The following is a 13241-nucleotide window of genomic DNA, read 5'->3' on the forward strand; positions in this document are numbered from 1 at the left end:
GGATCACGGGGTGCAGCGCCGGTCGAGGGGTGCAGCTCGGCACGCACGCACGAGCGCACGAGCGAACGCCCGCACGAGCGGGCTCAGCGCAGCTCGACCTCGACCGCGACCACGCGGGCGTCGTCGAGCCCGACGAGGTGCACCGGCCCGGTGATCGCGAGCGCCGCCTGCGTCTCGCGCTCGGCGCACGAGGCACCGACCCAGAGCTCCACGGCGCCGGGCTCGACCACGCGCCGCATCCGGCGGTCGCTGAACGCGAGACGCTGCGTGGGCACGTGGAACGTCACCCGCGCCTCCTGCCCCGGTTCGAGCTCGACCCGGGCGTAGCCGAGCAGCTGCGCGACCGGCCGGGTCACCGAGGCGACGACGTCGTGCGCGTAGAGCTGCACCACGTCGACGCCGGCCCGGCCGCCCGTGTTCCGCACCGTCACGGTCGCGGTGAACGCTCCTCCTGCGGGCACCTCGCCCGCGCCCGAGCCTGCACCCTCGACGACGAGCCCCGTCCGCTCGAAGGTCGTGTACGAGAGCCCGTGGCCGAACGGCAGCACCGGGGTGCTGTCGGCGCTCGTCACCTCGCTCGGGCCGCCGAGCGGCGGGTGCAGGTACGAGAACGGCTGCGCGCCGGCCGACCGCGGCAGCGAGACGGGCAGCCGGCCCGAGGGCACGACGCTGCCCGAGAGCACGCCGGCGATCGCGGGGCCGCCCTCCTCCCCCGGGAAGAACGCCTGCACGACCGCCGCCGGGGCGGACGGCCCGGAGACCGCCCAGCCGATCGCGTAGGGACGACCCGACAGCACGACCAGCACGACCGGGGTGCCGGAGGCGACGACCGCCTCCACGAGGTCGCGCTGCGGTCCCGGCAGCTCGAGGCTCTCGACGTCGTTGCCCTCGCCGACGGTGCCGCGGCCGAAGAGCCCGGCGCGGTCGCCGACCACGACGACGGCGACGTCGGAGGCTGCTGCCTCGCGGACGGCCTCGTCGATGCCCGAGCGGGCGTCCGCGTCGAGAGCGCCCTCGACCTCGCAGCCGGGCACGACGACGAGCTCGGCGGAGGGCAGCTCCTCGCGGAGCGCCTCCGCCACGGTCGGCACCGCGATGCCCGTGGGCACCCCGGGGTGGTGCGCCAGCACGTGGTTGACGAACGAGTAGCAGCCCATCAGCGCCTCGGCGCTGTCGGCGTTCGGGCCGATCAAGGCGACACGGGCCGGGCCGGCGCTCGGGTCGACGCCGACTCCGGCGCCACCGCCACCGCCACCGCCACCGCCACCGCCGAGCGGCAGCACCCCGTCGTTCGTGAGCAGCACGACCGACTCGTCGGCCAGGCGGCGCGCGACCGCGCGGTGCGCCGGGCTGTCGAGGTCGATCTCGGTCGGCGGCCCGGCTGCCTCCGCGGCGTCGAGCGCGGCCTCGTCGAGCAGGCCGAGCTCCTCCTTCTCCGCGAGCACGCGGGCGACGGCGAGGTCGACCAGCGTCTCGTCGACCAGCCCGGCCCGCACGCGCTCGGCGAGCGGGGCGAGGTAGGCGTCGCCGGTGGGCAGCTCGACGTCGATGCCCGCCTCGAGGGCGAGCGCGGCGGCCTCGCCGCGGTCGGCGGCGACGGCGTGCATCACCTCGAGGAACGCCACCGCGAAGTAGTCGGACACGACGACGCCGTCGAAGCCCCACTCGCCGCGCAGCAGGTCGGTCAGGTACTCGGGCGTCGAGCCGACGGGCACGCCGTCGACCTCGGCGTACGAGTTCATCACCGAGCGCACCCCGCCGTCGCGCACGGCCATCTCGAACGGCGGCAGCAGCACGTCGGCGAGGTAGCGCGGCCCGACGTTCGCGGGGGCGTGGTTGCGGCCCGCGTCCGAGAGCGAGTAGCCGACGAAGTGCTTGAGCGTGGCGTGCACCCCGGCCGACTGGAGGCCGCGCACGTACGCGGTGCCGACGGTGCCCACGACGTACGGGTCCTCGGCGATGCACTCGTCGACGCGCCCCCACCGCGGGTCGCGGACCACGTCGAGCACCGGCGCGAGGCCCTGGTGCACGCCGAGCTCGCGCATGGAGCCGCCGATCAGCGCCGCCATCCGCTCCACGAGGTCGGGGTCGAAGGAGGCGCCCCACGCGAGCGGCGTCGGGAACGTCGCGGCCTGCCAGGCGGCGAGGCCCGTCAGGCACTCCTCGTGCACGATCGCCGGGATGCCGAGACGCGTCTCGGTGCGCAGCCGGCGCTGCTCCTCCCACAGCCAGGAGGCGCGCTGCACCGGGTCGACCGGTCGCGTCCCGTAGACCCGGGTCAGGTGTCCGAGGCCGTGCTCGGTCGCCGCTCCGTAGTCGTCGCTGGGGGTCATCGCGCCCTGCATCGGCGCCACGGCGCCGCCGCCCTGGTCGACCCACCAGCCGACCAGCTGGGCCAGCTTCTCGTCGAGCGACATGTCGTCGAGGAGGCGGCGGACGCGGTCGCTGAGGACGAGACCGGTCGCGCTCGTCGCGGCCCGCGCCTCCTCGGCTCGACCCCCGACGCGGCCCCCGGCACGCCCGTCGGGCCGGCCGTCGTCCCCGTGGCGATCCGTCTCGTGCTGGATCTCGATGGTCATCCCTTCACCGCCCCCGTCAGGCCGCCGACGATGCGGCGCTCGAACAGGCTGAAGAAGATCAGCGCGGGCAGCATCGACAGCGCCGTGAAGGCGAGCACCCGTGCCGTGTCGACCGAGTACTGCGACGAGAACGCCTGCACGCCGAGCGGCAGGGTGAACGTCGACGGGTCGTTGAGGATGAACAGCGGCAGCAGGTACGAGTTCCACGCGCCGATGAAGGCGAGGATGCCGACCGTGATCACCCCCGGCAGCGACAGGCGCACCACCATGCGGAAGAAGAAGCCGAGTCGGCTGCAGCCGTCGATGAACGCGGCCTCCTCGATCTCGTCGGGGATCGCCCGCAGGAACGGAACGAGGATGATGATCGTCGTCGGCAGCGCGAAGGCGATCTGCGGCAGGATCACCCCGGCCAGCGAGTTCGTCAGCCCGAGGTCGCGGATCACGAGGTAGAGCGGCGTGATGGCGACGGTCATCGGGAACATCAGCCCGGCGGCGAAGAGCGCGTAGAGCACCCCGCGCCCGGCGAACCGGTAGCGCGCCAGCACGTAGCTCGCGGCGAGGCCGAGGGCGACCGTGCCGATCGTGGTGGCGCCGGCCGAGATCAGCGAGTTGCCGACCTGCCGCCAGAAGGTGCCGCCGGTCAGCACGTCGAGGTAGTTGCCGACCTGCCAGGGGCTCGGGAACCCGGAGGGGTCGGTCGTGATCTGCGCGTTGGTGCGGAAGCCGCCGATCACGATGAACGCCACGGGGGCGAGCATCGCCACGATGACGACCGCCGCGACCACGTACGCGACGCCGCGTCCGGGGTCGGCGATGCCGCGCCTCCTGCGGGTCGGCCGGTCGGCCGTGGACCGGGGCGTGCGCGCCCGTGTGCCCGCGTCTCCGCCGTCCGGGCCCGCCGCGCCGCGCGGGCGGGCGGGCAGGGTGCTCGCGGTCATGACTCGTCTCCTGACGTGGTGAGGGCGCCGGCCGTGTCGCGCCGCAGCACGAAGCGCTGGTAGACGAGGGCGACGACGAGCGAGATGAGGAACAGCACGACGGCGACGGCGTTGCCGTAGCCGTAGCTGCCCGAGGTGCGGCCGTTGGCGACCATGTACGTCGCCATCGTCGACGTGCCGGCGGTGGCCGCGATGTACTGGCCCCAGATGATGTAGACGAGGTCGAACAGCTGCAGCGAGCCGATGATCGACAGGAACGCCCAGATGCGCAGGGTCGGGCCGAGCAGCGGCAGCGTGATGCGGCGCTGGATCTGCCACCAGCTCGCGCCGTCGATCGCCGCCGCCTCGCTGAGCTCCTCGGGCACGCCCTGCAGGCCGGCGAGGAACAGGATCACGGCGAAGCCGACGTACTTCCAGGTGATGATGACGAGCAGGGTCCAGATGGCGATGCTCGGGTCGGCGAGCCAGTCCTGCGTGAAGGCACCGAGGCCGACCTTCGTCAGCACGTCGTTGACGGCGCCGCTGCCCTGGAGCATGAGGCTCCAGCCGGTGCCGACGACGACCTCGCTGATCACGTAGGGCACGAAGATCAGCACCCGGATCAGCGACTGCCCGCGCAGCTTGCGGTTGAGCAGCAGGGCCAGGCCGATCGCGACGGGCCCCTGCAGCACCAGCGAGAGCACCACGATCGTGGCGTTGTGGCGCAGGGCGTCGAGGAACGTCGTGTCCTGGAAGATCGTCAGGTAGTTGCGGAACCCGACGAAGTCGGTCGGCGGGCCGAAGCCCTGCCAGCTGAAGAAGCCGTAGTAGGCGGCCATCACGATCGGGAAGACCACGAAGGCCAGGAAGACCACGAGGGCCGGGCCGACCAGCAGCGCGATCTCGAGGCCGCGGGCACCACGCCCCTGCCGGGACACGGCCCGGGAGGCCGCCGGGGGCGAGGCGACTGCCTCGCCCCCGGCGGTGGCGTGAGCCCCGGCTGGTGCGGCGGGCCGCACGGGGGGTTCGCGGAGGCTCACGAGGGGCCTACGCCTTCTTGGCGGCCGCGTCGACGGCGTCCACGAACTCCTGCGGCGTGCCGTCGCCCGAGAGCAGGTCGACCACGGCGACGTTCATCGCGTTGCCGACGTTGAGGCCGTAGACGGTGTCGAGCCACTGCGAGACGAACGGGGCGTCGTTGTAGGCGGCCAGCACCTCCTGCAGGTAGGGCTCGGTGACGGCCTGCTGGGCGACCGTGTTCACCGGAGGCGCGTTGAAGGCCTCGTAGTACGCCTCCTGCACGTCGGGGGTGGCCAGGTAGTTCAGGAAGTCGACGCACGAGTCGGGTGCGCCGGCCGAGCACGAGTAGCCGTCGACGCCGCCCATGATCGCGCCGGGCTCGCCGTCGCCGCCGTCGATCGCGGGGAACGGGAACCAGCCGAGGTCGGGCAGCGGCTTCGCGTCGGGCGTGAGCGAGGCGATGACGCCCGGGTCCCACGCGCCCATCAGCTCCATGCCGGCCTGCTTGTTGGCGATGAGGCCGGCCGAGCTGCCGGCGCCCTGCTGGGCGGCCGTGGTGAGGAAGCCCTCGTTGAAGGGCTCGGTGTCGCGGAAGTCGGCGAGGTCCTGCGCCGCGTCGACCCAGCACGGGTCGCTGAAGTCGCGGTCGGTCGCGGCCTGCTCGAGCGTGTCGCTGCTGCAGGCGCGCAGGGCGAAGAAGAAGTACCAGTGCGCGGCGGGCCAGGCGTCCTTGCCGCCGAGGGCGACGGGCTGGGTGCCCGAGTCCTTCAGCGCGGTGACGGCGTCGTCGAGCTCGTCGATCGTCGTGGGGGGCGTCGTGATGCCGGCCGCGTCGAACACGTCCTGGCTGTACCAGAAGCCGCCGGGCAGCACGGCGATCGGCATCGAGTACACCTTGCCGTCGATCGAGCCGGCCCCGAAGGTGCCCTCGCTGATGTCGGCGCGAGCGTCGTCCGAGATGCCGTCGGTGATGTCCTTCACCTGGCCGGCCTGGACCATCGCCTGGAGCTTGCCGCCGCCGCGCTGCAGGAACACGTCGGGGGCGTCGCCCGAGTTGAGGGCGGTCTGCAGCTTGCTGTCGAAGTCCTCGTTCTGCACCGTCTGGACGTCGATCGCGACGTCGGGGTTCGCCTTCGTGAAGTCGGCCGCCGCCTTCGTCCAGAAGTCCTGGCCGGGGCCGGTGGTGGAGTTCTGCCACAGGGTGAGGGTGCCGTCGTCGGCGCCGCCTCCGCCGCCGCCTGCGCTGCAGCCGGTCAGCAGGCCGGCTCCCACCAGCAGGGCTGCGGACCCTGCCAGGAGTCGCCTCGTCGTCATCGTCTTGCTCGCCATCGTTGCCACCTGTTCCTCGTCGTTGAGCGGCCGTGGTCGGCCCGTGACGCAGCGCTCCGATGTGCTGCGTGGGACCAGTGTCAGAAATGGCCAAAAGGGTGTCAAACGTTTTCGAAAACCATTTCGACAGGGCTAGGCTCGCGCTCGTGAACGCTCGTCCGACCATCCACGACGTCGCCGCGGCGGCGGGCGTCTCGCTCGCGACCGTCTCGAAGGCGGTCAACGGCCGGTACGGGGTCTCCCCCGAGACGACGGCCAAGGTGATGGCCGTCGTCGACGCGCTCGGCTACGAGTCGAGCCTCGTCGCCAGCAGCATGCGGGCCCGCCGCACCGGGGTGATCGGCGTGCTCGTGGCCGACTTCGAGCCGTTCAGCTCGGAGGTGCTCAAGGGCGTCGGCACCGCCGTGCGCCAGCTCGGCGCCGAGTACGACCTGCTGGCCTACAGCGGCGCGCACCAGGGCGGCGCCGACGGCTGGGAGCGTCGCTCGCTCAGCCGCCTCAGCGGCACGCTCATCGACGGCGCGATCCTCGTCACCCCGTCGGTCCTGACGACGACCACGAGCGTGCCGGTCGTCGCGGTCGACCCGCACAAGGGGCGTGCCGACCTGCCGAGCGTCGAGGCCGACAGCCGAGGAGGCGCGGTGCAGGCGGTCGAGCACCTCGTCTCCCTGGGGCATCGGCGCATCGGGTTCCTCGCCGGGCGGCCCGACCTGCGCTCCGCGTCGCTGCGCGAGGCCGGCTACGCCGACGCGCTCCGCTCGGCGGGCATCGTGCGCGACCCCGCGCTGACCCGTGACGGCGACTTCGAGATGGGCGCCGCACGCCGTGCCGCCCGCGAGCTGCTCGACGTCAGGGCGGCCGACCGCCCGACCGCCGTGTTCGCGGCCAACGACCTGTCGGCGATCGCCGTGCTGCGCACGGCCCACGAGCTCGGCCTGAGCGTGCCCGACGACCTCAGCCTCGTCGGGTTCGACGACATCCCCGAGGCCTCGCGGGAGCAGCCGGCGCTGACGACCGTGCGGCAGCCGATGCACCGCCTCGGGACGGTGGCCACGACCATGCTGTTCACGCTGCTCGAGGGCGGGGTCATCGACCGGCCCGAGGTGCAGCTGCCGACGAAGCTCGTCGTCCGCGGCACGACGGGGCCGGTGTCGGTGCCGGCGAGCCGCTAGCGGGGACGGCGAAGGCCCCCGCCGCAGAGCGACGGGGGCCTTCGGTTGCTGCGGGTCGAGTCAGCGCTTGGCGCCGCGACGACCGGTGATGAGGCCCCAGATGAGCAGGACGACGATGGCGCCGACGATGGCGATGAGCCAGCTCTGGATGGAGAAGAAGCCGTCGTAGCCGACGCCGAACACGGCGCCGCCGATCCAGCCGCCGATGAGGGCGCCGATCACGCCGAGGACGAGGGTGGCGAGCCATCCGCCGCCCTGACGGCCGGGGAGGATGAGCTTGGCGATGGCGCCGGCGATGAGGCCGAGGAGGATGAAGGCGAGGAAGCCCATGATGAGCCCTTTCGTAAGAAGGTGAGGGGCCGCTTCGGGGCAGGCGACCCGAGGTCGACCACCAGCTTGCTCCCAGCCAGGCGCTTTGTCCGGAATTGGTCAGGAACACCCCCTTGTGCACTGATCGGACGAAGAGTAGGTGAACGGCAGGTGTCCTGCGCCGGCGCCCCGGGCGAGCCCCCTGGCAGGCCCGTGCGTCGCCCTTGACGCAGGAGCCCGTGCCGAGAGTCGGGGCTCTCGGCGTCCGCCGGGAGTTCGGGCTCCCGGAGGCGCGCGGCCGCGAGCCGCGCAGGGTGCCTAGGGAACACCCGGGCATGTCTTCGGAGCCGAGGCACCCCCCGATGGGGTGACTCTCCCGCTCGTCGCAGGAGGCGCCTCCTGCGAGCGCGCACACGCTCGCCAGAGCATGCTGGAGGCCTACCGAGGGGGACCATGAAGTACATCGTCTACGGCGAGAACCGCGTGATGACGGGCGACGCGATCGCCGAGGCCGTCATCGCCTACGCCGCGGCCCTTGGGCAGAACGGCACGACCGACATCGTCGACGTGCCCACGAGCGACGAGCACGGCTCGGCGGCCACCGCCGAGCTGCTGCTCGGCCCCGCCAGCCAGCTGATGATCGAGACCGCCCCCGACGACGAGCTCGAGCCCGAGGACGAGGCGCTCGTCGCCGAGCTCGTGCGCCGCGCCGCCGCGGTGGGCGGGGCGCGCTTCGTCGACGCCGCCTCCGGCAGCTCGGTCGACGAGGAGGAGCACGCCGCGGAGTCCGGCGACGACGCGCCGCTCCGCACCCGCCCGCCCGAGCCGGACGCTCCCTAGGACTTCTGCTGTCGCGGCACGACGACGCGCTCGAACACGACGACCCCCGCCGTGGCGATCGGGATCGCGACGAGCGCGCCGAGCACGCCGCCGAGCGCTCCCCCGCCGAACGCCGCGACGATCACCAGCGCCCCCGGCACGGCCACGGCCTTCGACATGACCCGCGGCGTGAGCACGTACGCCTCGATCTGCGCGTAGACCAGCAGCACGACGCCCACGACGATCGCGGTCACCGGCGAGACGCTGAGGGTCGCCGCGATGATGATCGCGTACGCGACCACGGTGCCGACGACGGGGATGAGCGCGCCGAGGAACGCCAGGGCCGCGAACAGCACGGGCACCGGACCGCCGGCGATCGTCAGCACCACGAAGACGAAGACGGCGTTGATCGCGGCGAGCGCCACCTGCCCCGCGACGTAGCGGCCGACGGACAGGAAGATCTCGTCCGAGATGTCCATCACGCGCTCGCGGTGGCTGCGCGGCACGGCCCGGCTCAGTGAGCGGAGCATCTGCGGCAGCGTCACGGCGAAGTAGATCGTGAGGATGGCGACAATGATCACCGCGGTGATGCCGTTGGTGATGCCCTGTCCGACGGCGAGCACGCCGCCCCCGAGGGCGAGCAGGCGGTCGGGGTCGAGCAGGTACGAGCTGACGGCGGCGACCGCGTCGTCGACGTCGACCTCGAGGCCGAGGGTCTCGACGGCCTGCTGCACCCACGGCTGGCGCGAGATGTCCTGCAGGGCGGCGGGCGCCGTGCGGATCACGTGGCCGACCTGCTCGACGAGCGCGGGCACGACCGCGGCGAGGATGCCGACGACCGCGCCGAGCACGAGCACGATCGAGACGACGACGCCGACCCAGCGCGGGGCGCCGGCCCGGGAGAGGCGCCGCACGACGGGCTCGAAGGCGAGGGCGAGGAAGAACGCGAGGCCGATGTAGACGAGGATCGTCGAGAGCGCCATCAGGGCGACGATGATGCCGACGCCGAGCCCGCCGCCGAGGGTCGCGATCAGGCCGAAGCGGAACGCGCCGGGGCGCCGCAGCGGGCTGGTCGGCTCGTCACGCGAGGCGGTCGATCGCGCGGACGACGAGGCGTAGGACGGGCCGGACGCACCGGACGGCGCCGTCGAGCGGCGAACGGAGCGGGCACGGTGCGAGAGGGCCATCCGACCATCCTGGCGGTCGCCGCCGCCGGAGGGCCGACGGAAGGCCGCAGGAGGGCCGACGCGGCTGCGCCGAGGTCGCGCCGCGTCGCCGCTCAGATCGGCTTCTCGACCATCCCCCACGGCGAGTCGTGCCCCTCGGGCGACGCGAGCAAGTCGAGGAACGGCCCGGCCGGGAAGGCCTCTGGCCCGAGGATCCCGACGCCCGACCAGACGCCCGTGGCGAGCAGCTCGAGGGCGATGACCGGACCGAGCGCCGTCTGCCACACGACGGCCTGCGAGCCGTACTCGCGCATCGAGGTCTCGTTGTCGGCCACGTGGTAGAGGTACGTCGACCGCGGCCTGCCGTCCTTGCCCGTGCCCCGCACCCAGACGCCCGCACACGTCTTGCCCGACATCACGTCGCCGAGCGTCGCCGGGTCGGGCAGCACGGCCGCGACCACGTCGCGCGGCGAGACCTGCACCCCCTTGACGTCGACCGGGGCCGTCCTGTCGAGCCCGAGCTTGTTCAGCGTCCTCAGCACGTCGATGAACTCCTGCCCGAGCCCGTACTTGAAGGTGACGCGCTTCGCGCTCGTCCAGCGGGGCATCAGCAGCACCTCCTCGTGCTCGACGTTGACGCACTCGACCGGGCCGATCCCCTCGGGGAAGTCGAAGACCTCGGGCTCGCTGAACGGGGCCGTGGTGTACCAGCCTCGCCCCTCCTCCCAGACGACCGGGGGGTTCAGGCACTCCTCGATGGTGGTCCAGATCGAGAAGGAGGGAGCGAAGTCGTAGCCCCTGACCACCAGGTCGGCGCCGTCGCGCACGCCGAGCTCGTCGATCTCGCTGAACAGCTCGTCCTCCGCCCATCGCGCGAACACGTCGGACATGCCGGGCTCGACGCCCATGCCGACCAGGGCGAGTCGTCCTGCGTCCCGCCACCGCTCCTCCTGCGCGAACTGCTCGTCGCCGAGCTTGACGCCGGTCAGCGCGTGCGGCTCGTCGGGGTGCGGCCTCGACAGGCTCATCGCCATGTCGAGGTAGACCGCGCCGCCCGCGAAGGCGCCCTCGAAGATCGGCATCACGAAGCGCGGGTCGACGGCGTTCAGCACGTGCGTGATCGCGTGTTCGCGGATCAGGGCCGTGACCGAGTCGGCGCTCGACGCGTCGACCGAGGCGCCGAGGAGGCGCGGGTCGGCCAGCGAGGCCACCAGAGCCTGCGGGCGGGCCGGGTCGTGGTCGGCGACGACGAGCAGCTCGAAGAAGGCGCGCCGCACGGCGATGCGGACGGCGGCCGAGCCGACGCCTCCGGCGCCGACGATCAGGATGCGGGCCGGTGCCGCGGCGACGTCGCCGGGTGCGGGGGTGGTGGGTGCCGTCGTCATGCCAGTCCTCCGTCGATGGAACGCGTGTAGATCTCGGGCTCGTCGGGCACGAGCACCTCCGTGTCGCGGTTCAGGCTCTCGCCGCGGAAGAACGGGCGGGACTCGGCGAACGCGGACCAGACGACCATCAGCACGGCCCCGAGCAGCAGCGAGCCGATGCCGATCACGAAGGTGCCGCCGATGCCGAGCAGCACCGTGTAGCCGTAGTCGGGCGCGAGCATGTCGACCACCGACTGCACGAAGGCGTACGTGAGCATCAGCGCGCCGAGCAGCGGCAGCAGCCCCTTGAACAGGAACGCCTGCCACGACGACGTCAGCTCGCGCCGGAAGTACCAGACGCACGCGTAGCCGGTCAGCCCGTAGTAGAAGGCGATGGCGAGGCCCAGCGAGAGGATCGAGTCCTGCAGCACGTTCGCGCTCACGAGCGTCATGACGACGTAGAAGACGATCGCGACGACGCCCATCACGAAGGTCGAGAACGACGGAGTGCGGAACCTCGGGTGCACCCGGCCGAACCGGGCGGGCAGGGCGCCGTAGACGGCCATGGCGAGGGTGCCGCGGGCCGTCGGCAAGATGGTCGTCTGCGTCGACGAGACGGCAGAGACGAGCACCGAGATGACGAGCACGACCGAGAGCGGGCCGAGCACCGGGTCCTTGAGCGCGAAGAAGACGTCGTCGGCGTTCGCCTCGTTCGCGAGGCCGATGCCCGTGCTGCCGAGGCCCGCGAACGACATCGCGACGACGGTGACCCCGACGTAGGTGACGAGCAGGATCGCCGTCGACAGCACGGCGGCGCGGCCGGGGGTGCGCTGCGGGTCCTTGGTCTCCTCGGTGAGGGCGAGGCAGGCGTCCCAGCCCCAGTAGATGAACAGGGCGAGCAGCACGGCCTCGACGAAGCCCGACCAGTCGGTGAACGCGGTCGGGTCGAACCAGCTCCACTCGACCGGGGTCGCGTTCGGGGCGTCGCCCGTCGCGATCTTGTAGAGCGCGACGACGACGAAGAGCGCGAGGGCCACGTACTGGACGCCCAGCAGCACGTTCTGCACGCGCTCGCCGAGCTCGAGGCCGCGGTAGCTGATCCAGGTCATCAGGGCGATGAACACGACGCCGGTCGCGGTGACCAGCGGCACGTTCTCGGCGAGCGAGCCGTCGCCGACCATCAGCCAGGTGTACTGCCCGGCGATCTGCGAGAGGTTCGCCAGCACGACGATGCCGGCGATGGCGACGCCCCAGCCGCCCATCCAGCCGACGCGGGGGCCGAAGGCCTTCGTCACCCACGTGAAGGTCGTGCCGCAGTCGGGCACGGCCCGGTTCAGCTCGCGGTAGGCGAAGGCGATGAACAGCATCGGGATGAACGCCACGATGAACGCGATCGGCGCCTGCGCCCCGACGGCGGCGACCACGAAGCCGAGCGTCGCGACCAGGGAGTAGACGGGCGCCGTGCTCGCGAGGCCGATGACGGTCGAGCCCCAGAGGCCGAGGGTGCCGGCCGCGAGGCCCTTGCCGGCGGACGGGGTGCCTGGGGCAGAGGTGGCGGGGGCCGGGGTGTCGGGGGCCGGGGTGTCGGGGGCCGGTGCACCGGGGGCTGCCGGGCGCGAGGAGGAGGTCGGCACGCGGCCGGGAGAAGCGTCGGGACCGCTCATGGCCAGAACGTAGTCCCGCGGCCCGGGCGTGTCAACGAGCCTGTGTCACTACCGCCCGGGCTGCCGCCCGTGCCCATGAACCGGATTCCGAACCATGAACCGCGCTTTGTCGCGGTTCATGGTTCGGATCGCGGTTCTTCGCGTGCGCCGAGGGGAGATCAGCGAGCTGTGCGCAGCCCGGCGACGAGCCACGCGACCGCCACGAGGAGCAGGGTGACGATCGTGAGCACCTGCCCGCCATACGCGAACGCCGTGATGGAGGAGGCGCCGAGCGCGAACCCGACCGGGGTGGAGAACACGACGGTGCGGACGAGGGCCACCACCGTCCACGGCAGGAGGACCCAGCCCGCGACGCCCCGGACGCTGCCGGAGCGCGCTGCCAGCACGGCTCCCACGAGGGCCGCGACGACGGACACGACCGTGAGGAGGAGGACGACGAGCGGCCCCGGACCCGCAGCGAGGACGGCCGGGATGAGCGCGAGGACTGCGACGAGCACCTGGGTGACGGCAGCGATGCGCAGCGCGACGCGTCCGGCGGGCGAGGTCGCGCAGATGCCCCCTCGGCCGCTGACCAGCCAGAGCCCCGCGGACGTGGCGAGGGTCGCGATCAGGGCGAAGACCGGCAGGACCGCGTACAGCGAGGTCGTCGCGAGAGCGGCAAGGCCGACCAGGAAGCGCGCGGCCGTGACCAGGGCGCCCAGCCCGACGAGTGCGCCCGCGACGACGAGCGCCCTCCGGTCGATGCCCGTGGACGCCGAGGCTGCGGCCGGAGGGTGGACGTGGGCCGAGGGAGGAGTCACGGGATCGCTCATGCCCCGACGCTACCGACAGACCGTCCCGTGCGGCACGGCTACTGCGCGACCCCGACGAGGAGGTGCCCGTCCGGTCTGGCCGGACGGGCA

Annotated in this window: 11 protein-coding genes; 2 read left to right on the top strand and 9 right to left on the bottom strand. The window is 72.7% G+C overall.

Annotated elements, in window-relative coordinates:
* Positions 1-83: 83 nt before the first annotated feature.
* The 4 genes from EDF18_RS07015 to EDF18_RS07030 form a co-directional block, all read right to left on the bottom strand.
* The gene (locus EDF18_RS07015) at positions 84-2417 is read right to left on the bottom strand and encodes a glycoside hydrolase family 3 N-terminal domain-containing protein (RefSeq protein WP_123547357.1); all 2334 of its coding nucleotides are present in this window, start codon (positions 2415-2417) and stop codon (positions 84-86) included.
* 158 nt (positions 2418-2575) lie between these two features.
* The gene (locus tag EDF18_RS07020) at positions 2576-3517 is read right to left on the bottom strand and encodes a carbohydrate ABC transporter permease (protein ID WP_123546984.1); all 942 of its coding nucleotides are present in this window, start codon (positions 3515-3517) and stop codon (positions 2576-2578) included.
* Positions 3514-4536, bottom strand: coding sequence for a carbohydrate ABC transporter permease (locus EDF18_RS07025; RefSeq protein WP_123546985.1), 1023 nt, complete (start codon positions 4534-4536; stop codon positions 3514-3516). Before EDF18_RS07025 ends, EDF18_RS07020 begins: the two co-directional genes overlap by 4 nt.
* A 7-nt stretch (positions 4537-4543) precedes the next feature.
* Positions 4544-5830, bottom strand: coding sequence for an ABC transporter substrate-binding protein (locus EDF18_RS07030; protein WP_123547358.1), 1287 nt, complete (start codon positions 5828-5830; stop codon positions 4544-4546).
* A gap of 161 nt (positions 5831-5991) precedes the next feature.
* On the opposite strand from EDF18_RS07030, the gene EDF18_RS07035 reads away from it, so the two are divergent.
* Positions 5992-7017, top strand: coding sequence for a LacI family DNA-binding transcriptional regulator (locus EDF18_RS07035; RefSeq protein WP_123546986.1), 1026 nt, complete (start codon positions 5992-5994; stop codon positions 7015-7017).
* 60 nt (positions 7018-7077) lie between these two features.
* Here EDF18_RS07035 and EDF18_RS07040 read toward each other — a convergent pair whose 3' ends face one another.
* Complete coding sequence (locus EDF18_RS07040) at positions 7078-7347, bottom strand: GlsB/YeaQ/YmgE family stress response membrane protein (RefSeq protein ID WP_123546987.1); 270 nt, start codon at positions 7345-7347, stop codon at positions 7078-7080.
* Between the two features lie 432 nt (positions 7348-7779).
* On the opposite strand from EDF18_RS07040, the gene EDF18_RS07045 reads away from it, so the two are divergent.
* Positions 7780-8166 (top strand): hypothetical protein, encoded by a 387-nt coding sequence (locus EDF18_RS07045; RefSeq protein WP_123546988.1) that lies wholly within the window; start codon positions 7780-7782, stop codon positions 8164-8166.
* Here EDF18_RS07045 and EDF18_RS07050 read toward each other — a convergent pair.
* The 4 genes from EDF18_RS07050 to EDF18_RS07065 form a co-directional block, all read right to left on the bottom strand.
* Positions 8163-9332: an AI-2E family transporter gene (locus EDF18_RS07050; RefSeq protein ID WP_123546989.1), complete on the bottom strand. Its 1170-nt coding sequence runs from the start codon at positions 9330-9332 to the stop codon at positions 8163-8165. The two genes, EDF18_RS07045 and EDF18_RS07050, sit on opposite strands and share 4 nt — an antisense overlap.
* 92 nt (positions 9333-9424) lie before the next feature.
* Positions 9425-10696: a saccharopine dehydrogenase family protein gene (locus EDF18_RS07055; RefSeq protein WP_123546990.1), complete on the bottom strand. Its 1272-nt coding sequence runs from the start codon at positions 10694-10696 to the stop codon at positions 9425-9427.
* Entirely contained in the window at positions 10693-12339 is a 1647-nt protein-coding gene (locus tag EDF18_RS07060) for an APC family permease (protein WP_123546991.1), read from the bottom strand. Before EDF18_RS07060 ends, EDF18_RS07055 begins: the two co-directional genes overlap by 4 nt.
* Before the next feature lie 158 nt (positions 12340-12497).
* Positions 12498-13151 (bottom strand): hypothetical protein, encoded by a 654-nt coding sequence (locus EDF18_RS07065; RefSeq protein WP_148050055.1) that lies wholly within the window; start codon positions 13149-13151, stop codon positions 12498-12500.
* Between the last annotated feature and the right edge of the window lie 90 nt (positions 13152-13241).

It is taken from the genome of Frigoribacterium sp. PhB107, assembly GCF_003751515.1.
GTDB lineage: Bacteria > Actinomycetota > Actinomycetes > Actinomycetales > Microbacteriaceae > Frigoribacterium.